Raw genomic sequence first — 17,036 nt, forward strand, 5'->3', positions numbered from 1 at the left:
TGAAACCGCGTCTAAACTAATGAACAGTCGGCGGTTGAAACCGCCTCTACACAAACGAAGTCCGCCTTCGCGGACTCAAGAATTAAGCAGGTATTAAAGCAGGATTTGGTATTATGGAGTCAAACCCAAACTTAACCTTACTTGTTCGCGAACTTCGCGACAAAAATTTAATGCTTCGCGCGCTGTATCTTTATCAGCCGAAGCCCCCGGATAGCGATAGGCAACGGAGAAAGCAGTTAACGCTAAAAGTTTTGTGCGAAGCTTATCCCACCCAGGCTCAACGGGCAACAGCAAATCTAACAAAACAGTCAAATTATGCGTTCTGCTGAAAGCAATTACTGCTTCCTGCAAACGCGCTTTTAGATATTTCTCGGCACACTGTTGAGCGTGAAAACACGCCGCATCATAATTCGGAGATTTTCGCGCTCGCAATTCCCGCAAAGCTGTAGTAAAATCGCCCTCAGCTTTATCAACCCATTCAAGTGTGAGCGGATTCATAAATCACCTTTCCTTTCTCGATGATTTCCCGCAAAAATAAATCATTCCAAGCTAGACGTTGTTCAATTTCCGAAGGAGTTCGCACTAACAAATCTACAGCAAAGTTTGGCTGAGTTTGATTTAATATTTCCCAAGTTTTACGAATATTATTACCATCCGAAGATAAAACTACCAACATATCAACGTCCGAATCTTCTGTGGGATTTCCATAGGCGTAAGAGCCGAACAAAATTATTTTTTGCGGTTGGAATTTATTGGCTATTGCCCGACTCAATTCCATGATTGTGTTCATTTCAATCATTTGCTAACATTTTTAATATTTTTCAATTCAACTGTAATAATAACACATGAAATTTCTGGAGTCTCTCCCTCCAATGAGTAATTATCAAGAGATTTTTGACGATCGCCATAAATTTTAAACTGTTGCTGTTGGCTCGCCCGTTGGCGTTAGCGAAGCGATCCGAAGGAAAGCCATCGAAGAGGAGCACCCGCAAGCTTAACAATTCTTCTCAGTTAGTTACACAAAAGTTACCATTAATTTAAAAATACTTAACACGATTTTATAAAAAAGTTAGTTAAACTCTAGAAAAGGCAGAAGAAAATTTTAGAGGCTCAATTATATGACAGCTATTACAACATCAAGAGTGGAATCAATCAAACCGCGCTGGCAAGCAATTGTCATGGTTGCCCTAATTTTCTGGCTCAGCGTTAGCCTGATTTTGGATCTAGTAATTATGCCCAGTCTCTACGTATCTGGCATGACGACATCACCGGAGTTTGCAACAGCCGGGAATTTAATGTTCTGGGGATTCAACCGCGTTGAGTTAATCTGTTCGGGCGTGGTGGCAACGGGTTTGATGGTTTTGAGCAATTTAGTCGGTGACTTCGGCAAGCGCAGCCGCACAGCAATCTTATTATCATTGGTACTTCTGGCGATCGCCCTGATTGACACCTACGCCCTGACACCCCAAATGAGCGCCTTGGGAATGCAGCTAAATCTGTTCGATTCCGCAGCAGAAGTGCCCGCCGGGATGAATCTACTGCACCAAGGCTATTTTGCCTTGGAAGCGCTGAAGTTGGCTGTCGCCGGTACGCTGCTGGGCTGGTGCTACCAAAACCAAGTTTAATCGACACAATCCTCAGAGGTTGAGTTGAGAAAAACTCAACCTTTAGCAGCGGGCATGAATTCACGCCCGCTGCTAATTTTTTTTAAATTTTAACGCGATCGTAAACACCGGATTTGATATTCATCGGCCTTAATCTCTGTTTATCTGCCTGTATCTGCGGTTAAAAAAAGAGAATTTCTTGGGCCGCAGATGACAATGGATTCACGCTGATTCACGCAGATGAAGATAAGAGAGATATGAATAATCTCCGATGCTAACAGATTTGAGATAACTATATTTTCAAGTTTCCTGACCCGCCCAAAAACGGAGACAAGCCCCCAAATCCTGTTGTGGAGAACTCAACATTTTAGACTCTGGTTCAAACTCCCAGATTCATCTGTGAAGTAAATCTAAAATCTAAAATCTAAAATCTAAAATCGACTGACGGCACGCCCTATTCGGATGCTTCCGGTAAATCTGCTTTTGGCCACAGCAGGCGCAAGCCCATCACCGCAAATCCGATCGCCGCGAGTCCCTTTACCAGTCTCTCCGGCAACACTTCTGCCGTGCTGAAGCCAATGCCCACGCCGATTAAACTCGCCAGCAGCAGCGCCGACGCCGTACCGAAAAATACAGCCCGCGGCGAGTTACAACTGCTGCCCAGGGCGATCGCAGCTAATTGACTTTTGTCTCCCAATTCTGACAAAAACACTGTAATAAAACTGATTCCCAAAAGTTGCCAGTCCATATTTTTTTCAGTTCTTAATTAGCTCTTGTAGAAATCTACGACTTACCGACAGGCAGACAATTAACCCAGCACTTCCCACAGCAGAACCGCCGAAATCGCCAGTAAAATCACTCCGGCTGCTCTCTCCAAAGTTCTCGGAGCAATCCGACTAGCCAGCCACCTTCCTAGCAACACCCCCAGCAAACTGGTTGCTATCAAAGCCGAACCCGCACCCGCAAAAACGATCCAAGGATTTCGAGATTCAGCCGTCATCAGCAAAATCGCGAGCTGAGTTTTGTCTCCAATTTCAGCTAAAAAAATAGTTGCAAAAGTCGAAGCAAAAATTGCCCAGTGCTTGGGCTTCAGTTTCTTTTGTTCCTGACAAATATCGGGATTTACAGTCACTGAGAGTTCAGCGGGCTCCGGGGTTAAAGCAGCACAAATCTCAGTAACCTCTTTTATTTGTAGTTGTACCTGTTGTGGCAAATCATAATTGAGGTTTACTGAGTCAGAAGCAGACAAGCTTGGCGGAACAGAATCAAGTTTCACGGGCAATGAGTGCTAAACGCTATTTATTTTTGACTTGTACTTTTGATTCTAACTCTCTCGGTGCCTGCTTTTACCAAACCAGGGTCATCTTTTTCCCCGAAGATTTCAGCAACTGATTCCTGAAACACCTCACCGCGCCCAAAAAGGGAGACAACCCCCCAGATTTATCTGTCGAGTCAATCTAAAATCTAAAATCTAAAATCTAAAATTGACTGACTGGCTGGTTCATGTGCCGTAAGTTCGATCGCCCGCATCTCCCAAACCAGGTACAATAAAGCCCTGTTCGTTGACTATTTCGTCGATCGTTGCCGTGTAAATCATCAAACTCGGGTACTCTGCACTCAGCCTCTTCAAAGCCGGAGGAGCAGCCACCACAGAGATAATCCGAATCAAGCTCGGATCAATTCCCCGTGCAGTCAATTCCTGCATAGTCGCTATAATCGTCCCGCCAGTCGCCAGCATCGGCTCGCTAATTATCACCCGCGTTTGCGGGATAAACTGCGCCGGCAATTTGTTCAAATAACAAGTCGGTTGTAGCGTATCCTCATTTCTTGCCATGCCGAGGTGGTAAACCGACGCCAGCGGCACAACCGTCTGAATTCCTTCGAGCAGCGCCAAACCCGCCCGCAAAATCGGTACCACAACTAACGGAGCTTCCGGGTTGATAAAAGCCGCCGGACATTCTGCCAAAGGCGTCTGCACCGTTGTTTCCACTGTCGGCAGCCATTCTCGAATCGCCTCGTAAGCCAGCCACCTTCCCAATTCTGTCATCGCAGAACGAAAAAGTACCGAGGGGGTGGCGGCGTCGCGGGCAACAGCCAGCCAGTGTTTAATTAATGGATGCGGAGGAACGTAAACGCGCAGTTGCAGGGACATTAGGAAATTGGGGAGATTGCTAGGTTTGAGGATTTTATGCGGTGCGATCGATCTTCTTCGAGGGCTTCGCCAACGGGCGATCGATCGCTCTGTGCAACTTATCACATCCTTGAGGGCGCATACAAGCCAGAGATTGAGTTAGAACCCATTCGCCGATCGACCTCCATTAGCTTATTGAAATATTTTTCCAATAGTATTGACATTAATTAGCAACAAGGCTATAGTGATTTTTAGTGTTCTCCTCTCAAAGGATCGGCAGACGGGGGCAGTCGGCAATGGTAGACTGTTCCCGCATTTTTTTGGGGAAGCAGGGGCATCAGGCATCGGGCATCGGGCATCGGGCATCGGGCATTGGATATTGGGCATTGCCGAACTTGGGTCTTCCTGACATCCGTTACATCCGCTACATAATCCGTTGCCGAACTTCTTGCTTCTGGAGCGATCGACTGTAAAATCATAGAAATATTAAGATTTTTAACCCAATGTCAGCTCCTACCCAATCCCAGTTATTTTCTCCCAACTCCCGCCCTACAGAGCAAGAGTTTGATGTAATTGTCATCGGTTCCGGCATTGGTGGACTCGTGACAGCCACCCAGCTAGCGGCTAAGAAAGCCAAAGTTTTAGTGCTCGAAAGCTATACAATTCCGGGGGGTAGCGCTGGATATTTCGATCGAGAAGGCTACAGATTCGATGTCGGCGCTTCTATGATTTTTGGTTTCGGACAGCGCGGCACCACCAACCTCCTCACCCGCGCTCTGAAAGCAGTCAACGTCACCTTAGAAACCATTCCCGACCCCGTACAGCTTCACTATCACTTACCCAGCGGCTTGGAACTTGAAGTTCCCCAGGCTTATGAGAAATACTTGCAAGAATTAACTGACAGGTTCCCTCACGAACGCGAAGGAATCCACAAATTTTACGGCGAATGCTGGAACGTCTTTAACTGCCTCAACGGCATGGAATTGCTATCCCTAGAAGAACCCGGATATCTCGTCCGAGTCTTTTTTCAGAATCCTTTAGCCTGTTTGGGATTAGTAAAATATCTGCCTCAAAATACTGGCGACATTGCGCGCCGCTATATAAAAGACCCTACTTTGCTGAAATTTATCGACATGGAATGCTACTACTGGTCTGTAGTACCCGCAGACTTGACGCCGATGATTAATGCCGGAATGGTATTTTCCGATAGACATTACGGTGGCATCAATTATCCCAAAGGCGGAGTCGGTCAAATTGCCCAAAAATTAGTAGAAGGATTAGAAAAATGCGGCGGGAAAATTCAATACAAAGCTAAGGCGAAAAAAATTATTACAGAAAACGGCCGCGCTGTGGGAGTAGAGCTAGCAACCGGCGAAGTTTACCGGGCAAAGCGGATAGTTTCTAACGCCACGCGGTGGGATACTTTTGAGAAATTGCTGCCCGCAGAAGAGATGCCAGCTAGCGAGAAGAAATGGCAGCAGCGCTATCAAAAAGCCCCCAGTTTCTTGAGTTTGCATTTGGGAGTGGAAGCAGCCGTAATCCCTGCCGGTAGTGCCTGCCACCACATTTTGTTAGAAGATTGGGACAAAATGGAAGCGCCGGAGGGAACTGTTTTGGTGTCCATTCCGACCGTGCTCGACCCGGATTTAGCTCCCGCAGGATATCACATCGTTCACGCTTTTACTTCGAGTTGGATGGAACAGTGGGAAGGACTTTCGCAGCAGGAATATGAGGATAAAAAGGAAGAGGCCGCAGGGAGAATTATTGAAAGATTAGAAAAGATTTTTCCCGGTTTAGATGCCGGTTTGGATTATATGGAAGTGGGGACAGCGCGCTCTCACCGCCGCTTTTTGGGGCGCGAAGACGGAACTTACGGGCCGATTCCGCGACAGAAGTTAATGGGTTTGCTGGGAATGCCGTTTAATCGAACTTCTATGCCTGGTTTGTATTGTGTGGGTGACAGTACGTTTCCCGGACAGGGTTTAAATGCGGTGGCGTTTTCTGGGTTTGCTTGCGCGCACCGAATTGCGGTTGATTTGGGTTTTTAGTGGTCGTGGTAGGGTAGGGTACGTCAGATTGTTCGCTTGAAATACGAGAGAAAATGTAAGACAAGGCTTCGAGGGTTCCTACAAAAAGACTAAAAACCCGGTTTCTGGATAGAAACCGGGTTTTTAAACTGAAAATTGGCGTTTTCCATTCTTTTAAGAAGTTTACTGGTCGTAGCTGCCGCCGACGCCGATTTGGGTATTGTAGATTTTGGCATTAGTGATGGTCATATCTTCCATTGATGCGCCGGATACGTCAGTGGTGTTAATGATGGCCGCGGTCAGATTTGCCCGATCGAGGTCTGCGTCATTTAAACTGGCATTAGTCAGAAAAACTGCGGTTAAGTTAGCACCCGTCAAGTTAGCACCCGTCAAGTCCGCGCCTTCGAGGTTGGCACTAGATAGGTTTGCGCCTCGTAAATTTGCTTCTCTCAAATCAGCACCAATTAAATGGGCTCCCATTAAATCTGCTCCTGACAAGTCGCACTTAAAACATTGCCCGGTTGACAATAACTGTTGGACGTGAGCGGGATTTTCAGCGCGAGCCGGGCCTGCCAACAGTAGGGGAGTAATTAAAAAAGTAGCGGCTAATAGATTGCGTTTCATAATCCCTTTTCCTCACAGACTCTGTATTCAAGTTCTTGTCTTGATATCTACAATCTTACCACGGTTGTTTTCGGAAGTTGCGATCTAATTCACACATTGGCTGTGATATCAATTGCACTCAACAACGCATACATGGTCTCGACCAGCTTGCAAAACTTACATTTTGCAAAACTTAACACTGCCGAACTTAATACAGTGCCTTTTTGTAGTAACCTTTTCTAGGTTAACCCGGATAGCCAACAGATGCGTCTTTCTGAAGATGGATATGATTCGCAATGCTATGGATGATTTTAGCTGCGATCTTATCGCAAAAAGTGGGAGCATCTCATATTTGTAAAAATACTTCTTCTGGCTCCTTCCTTCTTCTGGCTCCTTCCTTCTTCCTCTTTCCTTCTTCATCTTTCCTTCTGCCTCCTGCCTTCTGCCTCCTGCCTCAAAACTCCTATTTCTAGCTTGGCTGCAAAGGTGAGATGCTCCCCAAAAAGTTGACAAAAAATACCTGGTTTTTAATAAAAGTGTCACGAGACAGAAAATTTAATTTAAAATAAAGATAAGCTTATAACTTTATAGGTAGAGGAAAAGCAGTCACAGGCCCGATCCCCAGCCCAAGCTCGGCTGCATTTTTAACAATAAATTTTAATTAGGTCTCAGCAGCGCCGTAAAAATCCACCTAGTGCTTGGAAATCAGCACTTTTTTGGAATGTCGCAGAGTCTACGCGATCGCAAAACTCAATTAAATATGCTCAAAAACGATTCCTCCAAGTATCTGCCAACCTTAGCTCAAGTAATAGACCGCTACCCCTTGACAGTTGCGCCCGATACCCCACTAGCAGAAGTAATTACCCTGATGGGCCAACGGCGCGGAATTTGCTCTCTAAACGCAGACATTCCACCAACCGATATCTATCAGCCACTAACAGAAATCGCAAATCCCCCCACCTCAAGCGCGTGCAGAGACGCGACAGGTATCTGCGTCTTTGTCGTGGAAAAATCACTCTTAAAATTATCCTCGCACTCGGCTCCACATTCTCACTTGCAAGGAATCTTCACAGAAAGGGATCTTGTCGATTTGATTGCCTCTGGCAAAAACTTAAAAGGTGTCACCATCGCAGAAGTGATGAGGCAGCCGGCAGCAACTCTGACAAAATCCGAGACTCAAGACATTTTCAGCGCCCTAATTCTGCTGGGGCAACGAAGAATTAAGCACTTGCCAATATTGGATAGTGAAGGTCAACTCTTAGGAGTAATTACGCCGGAAAGCATTCGCCAAGCCATGCTGAAACCGGCAAATATCTTAAAAATGCGCCGCGTGAAAGAAGTAATGACCGCACAAGTCATTCAAGCACCTCGCTCCGCGTCAGTTATGAGTTTAGCCGAGTTGATGGCCCAGCACCGCGTTAGCTGCGTGGTAATTACAGAATCAACAGAATTATCGAGGGATTTACCGTTCCCCATTCCAGTAGGTATCGTCACAGAACGGGATATTGTGGAATTTCAAGCTTTAGATATAGATTTGTCGCAAACGATCGCCCAAACTGTGATGAGTACCCCCTTATTTAGCCTCAAGCAAGAAGACTCGCTGTGGGTAGCTCATCAGGAAATGCACCAGCGTTTAGTCCGCAGGTTGGTAGTAACGGGGGAACAGGGAGAACTCCTGGGAATAGTGACTCAAACCAACATACTGCGCGTACTTGACCCGATGGAAATGTCCGGGGCGATAGATATTCTGCACGATTCAGTGGCAGAAAGGACTAGGGAATTGCAAAAAGCGATCGCATCCCTCAGCTTGACTAACGCCAGACTAGAAAGCGAAATTGCTACCCGCGTTAGGGCCGAGGCCAGACTCCACCTTTTAGAATCTGCTGTAGTGAACGCTAACGACGCGATCGTGATTATGGATGCCGGAGACAGCGATATCTCCGACCCCACCATCATCTATGCCAACGAAGCTTTTACCCAAATGACGGGCTACCTACCCGAAGAAATCATCGGACAAACCCCCAGTTGCTTGCGCGGCCCAGAAAGCGACCCCACCCAAGTCGATAAAATTCGCCTGGGTTTCTCTCGCCGAGAACCCCTACGCCTAGAATTGATTAACTACCGCAAAGACGGTTCAACTTATTGGGTGGAACTCAACAGCGTACCTATTGCCGACACCTCCGGGAACGTTACCCACTGGGTGTCGGTGCAGCGGGATATTAGCGATCGCAAGCGCATGGAACAAGCATTTTTTGAAGAAAAAGAACTCGCGTTTGTTACTCTACAATCGATCGGCGATGCCGTAATCGCGACAGACGCCGACGGCTGCATTTCCACCCTTAATCCAGTTGCCGAAACACTCACGGGTTGGTCTACCTCGGAAGCTAAAGGTTTGCCCCTCGCCAGCGTGCTGAGAATAGTTGACGAAACTACCAGGCGGCCGATCGAAAATATCGCCGAAATCGCTTTGTGCGAAGGTCGGATTGTTGACCAAGGACACAACAGCTTGCTGATTGCCCGCAACCAAACCGAATTTGCGATCGACCACTGCGTCGCCCCCATCCACGCCAGCAGCGGCAAAATTGTCGGGGCCGTCGTTGTGTTCCGAGATGTCACCCAGGTGCGAACTCAAGCGCGGCAACTCACCTGGCAGGCAACTCATGACCCTCTGACGCAATTAGTCAACCGCCGGGAATTTGAGTACCAGCTAGAGCACGCCCTACACGGCGCTCAAGGTTACGGGCAAGAACACGTGATGCTTTACCTGGATCTCGATCGCTTCAAAATAGTTAACGACACCTCCGGTCATGCTGCAGGGGACGAACTGCTGCGCCAAGTCAGCCAGCTATTTAAAAGCAATATCCACAAAACCGATATTTTGGCGCGTCTCGGCGGCGATGAATTTGCCGTACTCCTGTACAATCGTCCCGTCGAACGAGGATTGAACGTTGCTGAAACGCTGCTGCGAAGCATTCAGGGATTCCGCTTTGCGTGGCAGGACAAAACTTTTTCGATCGGCGTCAGTATCGGTTTGGTCGCAATCAATCCCAAAACAGCATCGACATCTGCGATTTTGAGCGCGGCCGATATGGCCTGCTACGCTGCTAAAAATAAAGGTCGCAACCGGGTACAGGTTTATCAAGCAGGCGATCGAGAATTAATCAAACAGCACGGCGAAACCGAGTGGGTGGTGCAAATTAATCAAGCTTTAGAAGAGAATCGCTTTTGCTTGTACTCTCAGCCGATCGTAGCTTTGCTCAACTCTCCAACCACCGGCACCCACTGCGAAATCCTGCTTCGCCTCCAGTTGGAAACTGGTGAGTTGGTGTCGCCGATGGCCTTTATTCCGGCTGCAGAACGCTACAACTTGATGCACGCGATCGACCGCTGGGTAATTCGTACTTTATTTAGCAATTTATCTAAAATTTTTACGGCCAATTTATTCGTCCAAGACCCTGGAGTAGGCAGCGATAAAATCGTTACCTTCCCTGCTTGCTCTCTTTTGTCTAATCCGCAATCCTTATTTGGCAAATATCCCAGCATTTATTCAATCAACCTTTCTGGGGACAGCCTCAACGAAGAAAAGTTTATTGAGTTTATTCAGGAACAGTTTTCCATCCATCAAATACCGCCGCAAATAATTTGTTTTGAAATTACTGAAACCGTGGCTATCGGTAATCTCAGCAAGGCAGCCAGCTTGATTTGGCAACTGAAGGAACTAGGCTGCCAGTTTGCCTTGGACGACTTCGGCAGCGGGATGTCTTCCTTTGCTTACCTGAAAAGCTTGCCGGTTGATTATCTCAAAATAGACGGCAATTTTATTAAGAATATTGTCGATAATCCTATTGATGTTGCAATGGTGGAAGCTATTACCAAAATCGCTCACGTCATGGGAATTAAAACTATTGCCGAGTATGTTGAAAATCAAAAAATTATGGATAAACTAAATGAACTTGGGGTAGATTACGCTCAAGGTTATCATTTGGGCAAGCCTCAACCTTGTAACTTCACATCTCCGATTTTAGCGGATGTTTTGGGGGATTTTACGGTTAATTCTTTGGCTTTTGAGGAGGCTAAGCTAGTTTCTTGAAGAGGGACGTTGGGCAATAGATTGTATAACGGATTTAACGGATTTAATGGAGCGATGTTGAGCGAAGAAGGAAAAGAGAGAAGGAAAAGGGAGATTTTAAGTTGTGATCTCAATTCCCCATTCCCGATTACCCATTACGGATTACCCATTACCTTCTACAGTAGTTTCCGCCGCTTCAATGTACTGACTGTCTAAGAGAAAAGCACCTTTTTCAAAGCGAATTCCCCAATAATTGCCGGGACGGCGATCGATCACAACACCTTCAGCGCCGATCGCAATTAAATTCGCCGGCCGCAGCATCGGCATCGGTTCGGCAGTTTTGACGTAAGGCGGCATCGCCACAACTCGGACTTTTTGACCGATTGTAAATTCTTTTTCCATGAGTTTTATTCCTTTTGGGCGCTCTTTCTCCCCCATTATTAAGGCAATACGCTTGGGCCCGTGGAAAATTGTAGGGAAAATGTTGGGTGGAGTGAAACGGAGGGTTCGTTCACTCGGGCCCAACCCTAGCGCGAGCGGTTTTTTAATCACTAACTCAACCGTATTGCATTATTAAGGGGGGCTGGGGGGAATCTCTATATTCTATTGTTTTAGATCGTCGGCTTACTGATCTTTCAAGCGTTTAGCCAGCAGACAATCCTCAAAACTAAAGGATTCTTCATCTAAAAAGCTGGAGATTGCCATTTCGATCGCGGCTTCGAGAGAACATTCAAGTTCAGTGGACTTGGACAAGAGGGCAGCTTTTATGTAGTCAGGCAAATAATCGACCAACTGATGAATAGCTTCTGGAGAAAGGTGGTGCGTGGTGATAGTTTGAGTCATAGTTCTCTGGGGATTTTAACGTTGTAGGGAGGGTTGCTGGCTTGGAGGATGAGGGTTTCTAATTCATATGATAACCCCGGTCTTTGCCATTGGTTGAGAGTGACGAAGGCAATCCTCACGTCGTCTGGATTGTAGCGATGCCTGCGGCTGGCTACGCCTACGAGCCAGCCCCACAGAAAGGCTTTATGTCCGTTGCGAAGTCTGTCTCGCAAGTTTTTGGCTTTGCCAATGTAAAGCAATCCTTCGGAGGAATGCCGAAATGCGTATAAACTCACATCTTGCACCATTCTCAAGAACAGGCTTTTCGGCCTGTTCCACAAAGAGTGAATTTTGTTGTGGAAAAGCCTGTTCATAAAAAGCTTATTGAGAATGGTGCAACATCTCAGTATAAACCTACTCTGGTAGGAATGGTATTAAAGTTGTGGCTGAGGGGTTGGCATTGCTCGAATGGGGTGAAGGCGAGGGTGTCGAGAATTTGGCGCGCTTCTTGTTGGATAGAATTGGGCATGATGACAAGCGAGCGTATTTGCCAGATTTTATATTGAACGATCGCCCATTAATTACCGACATTAACTTCAAGTTCAGAGTCTTTAGTTGCCGCGCCCCGGTTTGCAATCGGCAAAACCAAGTGCTTCGCTATCGAGGAAGTTAGCAATTGCCATTTCCACAACAATTTCGATCGGATATTCAATTTCCGCAGCACGGGCGATGAGGGCCGCACGAATTCGTTCTGGAAGGTATTTTAGGATGGCTTCGGCATCGGCAGCAGATAGTTGTTCCCGAGTTGTCGATCACATGAGTCTAGTTTTCCGGTGGGATGTGAACGTTGTAGGGCCGCTCAGTTGCTCTGTGAATAATGGCTTCTAGCTCTAATAATAACGCAGGGTTGCTCCATGTTTCAGTCCCAGCACGGGAAAAATATTGTGTATGACTTTTTATTTTAAATATTCCTGCAAGAATTTCCAAGCCATTTGAGTACCCTCGCCGGCGTTGACTTTCCCAAAATCTACATCTTTTCTCAAAACTACAAAACCCACACCTTCTTTGATTTCTATTTGATCAAAATTCCTAATCCTAGCCAAAAATAAGTGATTTTCCTGTAGAACTTTTTGATTGTTTTGGGTTTTTTGGTGTATAAAAGTTGTGATAAATTCTATTGTGTAATTGGTTTCGAGGCAAGTTTCTTCCTCCAGTTCTCGCACCGCTGCCTGCTTTGGACTTTCTCCAACGTCCACGCCACCACCAAAAGTAGAAAGCATCCCTTGACTTGCAATACCTACAATATTATCTCGCACTTGTGCCACAATCTGACCGTTGGGGAGAATTATAAAAATGCGAACAATTGACTTAGGAATATTCATATTAGATGTTTTAAAATGTATAGTTTAGTTAAACTTGGTTTACTTGGTTTCAGTCCCCTCGCCGGGAAAAAGTAGAGCATAACACGGATGAACACGGATACACGGATGACTTGAGTCATCTGACTGTTTGCACAATTGGCTAACTTGACCAAAATTTTGGGTACAAGCCCCGTCATTTTATGACGGCTTTCTCTTGACACATTCTGGAATACTATGTTAAGAGAGAAATGGCAACGCGATAAAACGCCTAGATAGCCAATATTGGGTTCTCCCCGTCTACAATGCTCAGCTACGTGCGACATAGTGTAGGAAAGAGGAACAAACAATTAAGTAAATCATTTCAAATGCGGTCGGGCAGTCCGTGTGCGCTTGTGGACGTATCCAAACAGGGGATTAGCAATAATCAAGCGAGAGGACGGATGAAGCAAGAATCCCCACACCTTTAGGTTGGGGAGTGTCAATATCCTCCGTGTATTCGTGTTCATCCGTGTCGTGCTGATTCTCATTTTTTCCCCCGATCGCACATAACACCCGATACCGATCGCGCTACAATTATGGATCGGGATAAAAACGGCTGATTAGGAAAGTAGAGGAGTAGGTGCTATGGCTACAAGTCGTCGCATTGAGCGCGTAGCTTCAATGGTTAAACGGGAAGTCAGCCTGATGTTGCTGAATGGAATCAAGGACGATCGGGTAGGTGCCGGTATGGTTAGCGTTACCGATGTAATTGTTTCGGGAGACCTTCAGCATACAAAAATTTTTGTCAGCATCTACGGTACTGATGAGGCAAAGGCTGAGACTATGGAGGGTTTGAAATCTGCAACTAGCTACGTCCGCAACCAGTTGGGCCAACGATTGCAACTGCGCCGGACGCCGGAAGTGATTTTTCTCGAAGACCGTTCTTTGGAACGGGGCGATAAAATGTTGATACTGCTGAATCAGCTTTCTGCCGATCGCAAACCGGGTATGTTTGATGACGAAGAATTGGCCGATGGCAATGAAAATGATGATGATGATGATGATGAGGATTTAGAAGCAGACGAGGATTAGTGTCTGAAGGTATTGACACTCCCCAACCTAAAGGTGTGGGGATTCTTGCTTCATCCGTCCTCTCGCTTGATTATTGCTAATCCCCTGTTTGGATACGTCCACAAGCGCACACGGACTGCCCGACCGCATTTGAAATGATTTACTTAATTGTTTGTTCCTCTTTCCTACACTATGTCGCACGTAGCTGAGCATTGTAGACGGGGAGAACCCAATATTGGCTATCTAGGCGTTTTATCGCGTTGCCATTTCTCTCTTAACATAGTATTCCAGAATGTGTCAAGAGAAAGCCGTCATAAAATGACGGGGCTTGTACCCAAAATTTTGGTCAACAGTCAACAGTCAACAGTCAACAGTCAACAGTCAACAATTCCTAATTTCCCATGATTGACAATCTTTCCTTACCAGAACTGGTGGCCCAGATGTTCGTGGTGCGCGCTTCTGGCTGCTTGTTCGACCACCAAATTCGCTATCGGGAATGGGAACCAACTGCTAGCAAACTCCGCTATTATCTGGAAAATTTGGGCGTCGGTGGGGTGATTTTGGTCGGGGGAAGTGCTGCAGAGTTGGCAGTTCGATCGCACCAATTGCAGTCTTGGGCTAAGTTTCCGCTACTGCTGGCGGCTGATATTGAGGAAGGTGTCGGCCAGCGGTTCGCGGGGGCGACTTGGTTCGGGCCGCCGATGGCAATTGCCGAAGTGGCGCGCCACGATGCAGGTAAAGCCGATCGATATGCTGAACAAATGGGCGCTGTCACTGCGATCGAAGCTAGGGCGATCGGTCTAAATTGGATTCTCGCACCGGTAGTTGATGTTAACAACAATCCCGACAATCCTGTTATTAACGTCCGCGCTTTTGGCGAGACACCGGAAATTGTCGGGAAATTAGCCGCTGCTTTTATTCGCGGCGCAGGTGAACACCCGGTTTTGACTACAGCTAAGCATTTTCCCGGCCACGGAGACACGGCGGTTGATTCTCACTTGGAATTGCCGGTTTTGCCGCATTCGCCAGGGAGATTGACTGAGGTTGAGTTGCCTCCTTTTGTTGAGGCGATCGCCGCTGGTGCCGATGCTGTGATGAGTGCTCACTTGCTGATTCCGGCTTGGGATGCCGAGTTTCCTGCTACTCTTTCTCGCAAAATTTTGATCGGGAAACTGCGAGAAGAGTTGGGATTTGAAGGTTTGATTGTGACGGATGCTTTGGTGATGGGTGCGATCGCCAATAAGTACGGCGCTAATGAAGCTGCTGTTTTGGCGGCCCAGGCTGGTGCTGATGTTTTGCTGATGCCGCTTGACCCGGAAGGGGCGATTCTGGCTGTCTGCGAAGCTGTCACTCAAGGGCGGATTTCTATATCACAAATCAAGGAATCTGTCAAGCGAATTTGGTCGGCTAAAGCTAAAGTCGGTTTGTTAGTAAAGGAAAAGGAAAAAGCAGTAAATTCAACATCGATCGAGTCGATAGACTTAAGTTTGCTGGCAAATCCTGATGCCAGGGCAACTGCTGCCGATATTTTGCGAGATTCTTTGAAATTTGGCGGCAATCTACCTTTGCAGGTTGCAAAACCAGCAGAAAACCAGCTTTTGCGGAATTTGATTGTTGTAGATGATGTTTTGGGGTGCGAGTTTTTGGGAAACCACACTCCGGCGATCGCCCTTCCCGAACAGTTTGGTTACGAATTGCAACTGATTGACGATCGCACAGGCGCGATCGCTGATAATACAGGTGCAGAGCATTTTTCTCCGACACTGCTGCAAATTTTCATTCGCGGCAATTGCTTCCGAGGCAGTGCTGGTTTGACCGAAGCAGCTCAAGATTGGTTTAAGAAATTATTAAAAACGGGAGAACTGCAAGCCGTGTTAATTTACGGCAGTCCCTACGTTTTAGAGCAATTTTTGCCACACTTGCCTCCGAGTATTCCTTATGTATTTTGTTTTGGGCAGATGCCGGCAGCGCAATCTATCGTTCTAGAAGTGCTATTCGGCATTGACGCAACTGGTAAGGATTGAGTTGCCCGACTTCGGAATCTTTCCTTTGTTGCTTGCTGCGTTAGGAGTTAAATTCATCAACCCGGTTTCTCGCGAGAAATTCTGCCTTTGGTGGCGAAGTATCCAGAAACCGGGAATTGGACGCGGGTTCCTAAGTTCTCAATAGAGCTTTCCAGCAGATCCGCCTGCTTGTGGGGAAAATGTGCTGCTTCTCCACATCCTAAGACAGCTCCCATCACTTACTGATCGTTCCTATAATTTTTTTAAATTGACGGCAGTGAATTGTATAGCTGTATACGGACAAAATTTAACTTCCATATTCGTAAGTTTGGACTATATTATTACCAGGGCCATAAATTTTTTTAGTAAAACATTGAGGGCGCATTATGATTCACTCCACTATTCCCCAAATCCAATACTCTTTAGATGTGATCCAAGATGAAGCGCGTCACCTCGTCCACGAGGGCGTGCTGAGCCGCCAACAGCCTATCTACACGCTGTGCCAATTCATTCCGCCTCGGGAATGGGCTTGTGTAGAGTGCGAATTAGAAAAATGCGACTTCTTGCTGCGCGATCGCATCGCCGACCTGATCGGTTCTGAAAAATGGGAAAATGACTAAAGTTTGGTTCTCTTAAATTAAGTTGGCAAGTAAACTCCGGCTGTGTTAAAGACTCTTGATTCTTTAATACTAGGAATTTTCGGCGCGCAAATTTTCCAACTCGGCTCTGAGCGCTGCCATGTGTGCTGTTAATTCTTGAATCTCTAGCTTTACGTTAGGCTGTACAACCGACTCGGGAGGAGCATCAGTCGCTGCATCTGATTGCTTGGACGAGACAGATTCGCTGTCTGCATTCTCCCGATCGCCCGGTTGAGAGAAAATAGTATCTACAAAATTCCGGGCTTCTCGCTCAGTCATTTCTCCTTTTTCCAGCAGATCATCGGCTAGCTGGCCAAAATCTGACTTCAGTTTGTCAAGATTTTCTTCTCGCTTCAGGGGATCTTGCAATGTCTCAATTAAAAAGGAAGTTGCACCTAAAGTTAGGTGAAATCCTGTTTGCAGCATTTGAGGCAGGTTGTCGGGATTCATCTAAAAATGCCGCTAGAACGTTTTTCTGAGTTTTTGGTTCGCCAGTTGCTCCCAAGTGAGGGCGTAAAGCCGCTTCTTAGCGCGAAGATGCTGGCGTTGTGGGTCGCGATCGCCCCGATTCAGGAAATATCAGCTTTTGGGGGGACGTTTTGTCGTTGTGCCAATACTAATCGTATCATTACTTGGTAAATTAATAAATGTCAAGTGTAAATTTTTGTAACAAGAAATAGAAACCTCCTCACTCGAAAAGTCAGTCTATCAGGACTTACGCATCGGGG

At 46.6% G+C, this 17,036-nt stretch carries 21 protein-coding genes; 7 read left to right on the top strand and 14 right to left on the bottom strand.

What is annotated here, in order from left to right:
• Window positions 1-111: 111 nt before the first annotated feature.
• Window positions 112-498 (bottom strand): HEPN domain-containing protein, encoded by a 387-nt coding sequence (locus QUB04_RS08605; RefSeq protein WP_333283366.1) that lies wholly within the window; start codon window positions 496-498, stop codon window positions 112-114.
• Window positions 479-790 (bottom strand): nucleotidyltransferase domain-containing protein, encoded by a 312-nt coding sequence (locus QUB04_RS08610; protein WP_333283368.1) that lies wholly within the window; start codon window positions 788-790, stop codon window positions 479-481. Before QUB04_RS08610 ends, QUB04_RS08605 begins: the two co-directional genes overlap by 20 nt.
• 328 nt (window positions 791-1,118) lie before the next feature.
• On the opposite strand from QUB04_RS08610, the gene QUB04_RS08615 reads away from it, so the two are divergent.
• Window positions 1,119-1,625, top strand: a complete 507-nt coding sequence (locus QUB04_RS08615; protein WP_333142851.1) for a hypothetical protein — start codon at window positions 1,119-1,121, stop codon at window positions 1,623-1,625.
• 433 nt (window positions 1,626-2,058) lie between these two features.
• On the opposite strand, the gene QUB04_RS08620 is transcribed toward QUB04_RS08615, so the two are convergent.
• From QUB04_RS08620 to QUB04_RS08635, 4 genes are all read right to left on the bottom strand, one after another.
• Window positions 2,059-2,352, bottom strand: a complete 294-nt coding sequence (locus QUB04_RS08620; protein WP_333082112.1) for a TMEM165/GDT1 family protein — start codon at window positions 2,350-2,352, stop codon at window positions 2,059-2,061.
• A 60-nt stretch (window positions 2,353-2,412) separates the two neighbouring features.
• Window positions 2,413-2,880 carry a TMEM165/GDT1 family protein gene (locus QUB04_RS08625; RefSeq protein WP_333035444.1) on the bottom strand — a complete coding sequence of 156 codons (468 nt, stop codon included), beginning with the start codon at window positions 2,878-2,880 and terminating at the stop codon, window positions 2,413-2,415.
• Window positions 2,881-3,105: 225 nt separating this feature from the next.
• On the bottom strand, window positions 3,106-3,756 hold the full coding sequence (upp, locus tag QUB04_RS08630) for a uracil phosphoribosyltransferase (protein WP_333283452.1): 651 nt from the start codon (window positions 3,754-3,756) through the stop codon (window positions 3,106-3,108).
• A gap of 230 nt (window positions 3,757-3,986) precedes the next feature.
• The gene (locus tag QUB04_RS08635; RefSeq protein ID WP_333283370.1) at window positions 3,987-4,214 is read right to left on the bottom strand and encodes a hypothetical protein; all 228 of its coding nucleotides are present in this window, start codon (window positions 4,212-4,214) and stop codon (window positions 3,987-3,989) included.
• Window positions 4,215-4,238: 24 nt separating this feature from the next.
• Between QUB04_RS08635 and crtH the strand changes: the two genes are divergently transcribed.
• Window positions 4,239-5,783: a carotenoid isomerase gene (crtH, locus tag QUB04_RS08640; RefSeq protein ID WP_333283372.1), complete on the top strand. Its 1,545-nt coding sequence runs from the start codon at window positions 4,239-4,241 to the stop codon at window positions 5,781-5,783.
• Window positions 5,784-5,945: 162 nt separating this feature from the next.
• Here crtH and QUB04_RS08645 read toward each other — a convergent pair whose 3' ends face one another.
• Entirely contained in the window at window positions 5,946-6,386 is a 441-nt protein-coding gene (locus QUB04_RS08645; RefSeq protein ID WP_333283375.1) for a pentapeptide repeat-containing protein, read from the bottom strand.
• 700 nt (window positions 6,387-7,086) lie between these two features.
• Here QUB04_RS08645 and QUB04_RS08650 point away from each other — a divergent pair.
• A complete protein-coding gene (locus tag QUB04_RS08650; RefSeq protein WP_333283377.1) occupies window positions 7,087-10,455 on the top strand; it encodes an EAL domain-containing protein in 3,369 nt (1,122 codons plus the stop codon).
• 141 nt (window positions 10,456-10,596) lie between these two features.
• Here QUB04_RS08650 and sipA read toward each other — a convergent pair whose 3' ends face one another.
• The 5 genes from sipA to QUB04_RS08675 all read right to left on the bottom strand — a co-directional run bounded on the left by sipA (window position 10,597) and on the right by QUB04_RS08675 (window position 12,638).
• Window positions 10,597-10,836, bottom strand: a complete 240-nt coding sequence (gene sipA, locus QUB04_RS08655) for a regulatory protein SipA (RefSeq protein WP_333101820.1) — start codon at window positions 10,834-10,836, stop codon at window positions 10,597-10,599.
• 222 nt (window positions 10,837-11,058) lie between these two features.
• A complete protein-coding gene (locus QUB04_RS08660; RefSeq protein ID WP_333283379.1) occupies window positions 11,059-11,277 on the bottom strand; it encodes a hypothetical protein in 219 nt (72 codons plus the stop codon).
• Entirely contained in the window at window positions 11,274-11,630 is a 357-nt protein-coding gene (locus QUB04_RS08665; RefSeq protein WP_333283381.1) for a GIY-YIG nuclease family protein, read from the bottom strand. The genes QUB04_RS08660 and QUB04_RS08665 overlap by 4 nt, the downstream gene beginning before the upstream one ends.
• A 29-nt stretch (window positions 11,631-11,659) precedes the next feature.
• Window positions 11,660-11,785 carry a hypothetical protein gene (locus QUB04_RS08670; RefSeq protein WP_333283383.1) on the bottom strand — a complete coding sequence of 42 codons (126 nt, stop codon included), beginning with the start codon at window positions 11,783-11,785 and terminating at the stop codon, window positions 11,660-11,662.
• Window positions 11,786-12,212: 427 nt separating this feature from the next.
• A complete protein-coding gene (locus QUB04_RS08675; RefSeq protein WP_333283385.1) occupies window positions 12,213-12,638 on the bottom strand; it encodes an NUDIX domain-containing protein in 426 nt (141 codons plus the stop codon).
• Window positions 12,639-13,241: 603 nt separating this feature from the next.
• On the opposite strand from QUB04_RS08675, the gene rbfA reads away from it, so the two are divergent.
• Both rbfA and QUB04_RS08685 read left to right on the top strand, forming a co-directional pair.
• Window positions 13,242-13,688 carry a 30S ribosome-binding factor RbfA gene (rbfA, locus tag QUB04_RS08680; RefSeq protein WP_333283387.1) on the top strand — a complete coding sequence of 149 codons (447 nt, stop codon included), beginning with the start codon at window positions 13,242-13,244 and terminating at the stop codon, window positions 13,686-13,688.
• Between the two features lie 380 nt (window positions 13,689-14,068).
• Window positions 14,069-15,691, top strand: a complete 1,623-nt coding sequence (locus QUB04_RS08685; RefSeq protein ID WP_333283388.1) for a glycoside hydrolase family 3 N-terminal domain-containing protein — start codon at window positions 14,069-14,071, stop codon at window positions 15,689-15,691.
• A gap of 56 nt (window positions 15,692-15,747) precedes the next feature.
• Here the strand turns inward: QUB04_RS08685 and QUB04_RS08690 are convergent, their stop codons facing one another.
• Entirely contained in the window at window positions 15,748-15,906 is a 159-nt protein-coding gene (locus QUB04_RS08690) for a hypothetical protein (protein ID WP_333283390.1), read from the bottom strand.
• Window positions 15,907-16,056: 150 nt separating this feature from the next.
• On the opposite strand from QUB04_RS08690, the gene QUB04_RS08695 reads away from it, so the two are divergent.
• Window positions 16,057-16,290 (top strand): DUF4327 family protein, encoded by a 234-nt coding sequence (locus QUB04_RS08695; protein WP_333255834.1) that lies wholly within the window; start codon window positions 16,057-16,059, stop codon window positions 16,288-16,290.
• A gap of 69 nt (window positions 16,291-16,359) precedes the next feature.
• Here QUB04_RS08695 and QUB04_RS08700 read toward each other — a convergent pair whose 3' ends face one another.
• A complete protein-coding gene (locus tag QUB04_RS08700; protein ID WP_333142837.1) occupies window positions 16,360-16,758 on the bottom strand; it encodes a hypothetical protein in 399 nt (132 codons plus the stop codon).
• A 6-nt stretch (window positions 16,759-16,764) separates the two neighbouring features.
• On the opposite strand from QUB04_RS08700, the gene QUB04_RS08705 reads away from it, so the two are divergent.
• Window positions 16,765-16,947 carry a hypothetical protein gene (locus tag QUB04_RS08705; protein ID WP_333283393.1) on the top strand — a complete coding sequence of 61 codons (183 nt, stop codon included), beginning with the start codon at window positions 16,765-16,767 and terminating at the stop codon, window positions 16,945-16,947.
• The last annotated feature ends 89 nt before the right edge of the window (window positions 16,948-17,036 follow it).

The organism is Microcoleus sp. D2_18a_B4 (assembly GCF_036702475.1).
Classification (GTDB): Bacteria; Cyanobacteriota; Cyanobacteriia; order Cyanobacteriales; family Microcoleaceae; genus Microcoleus.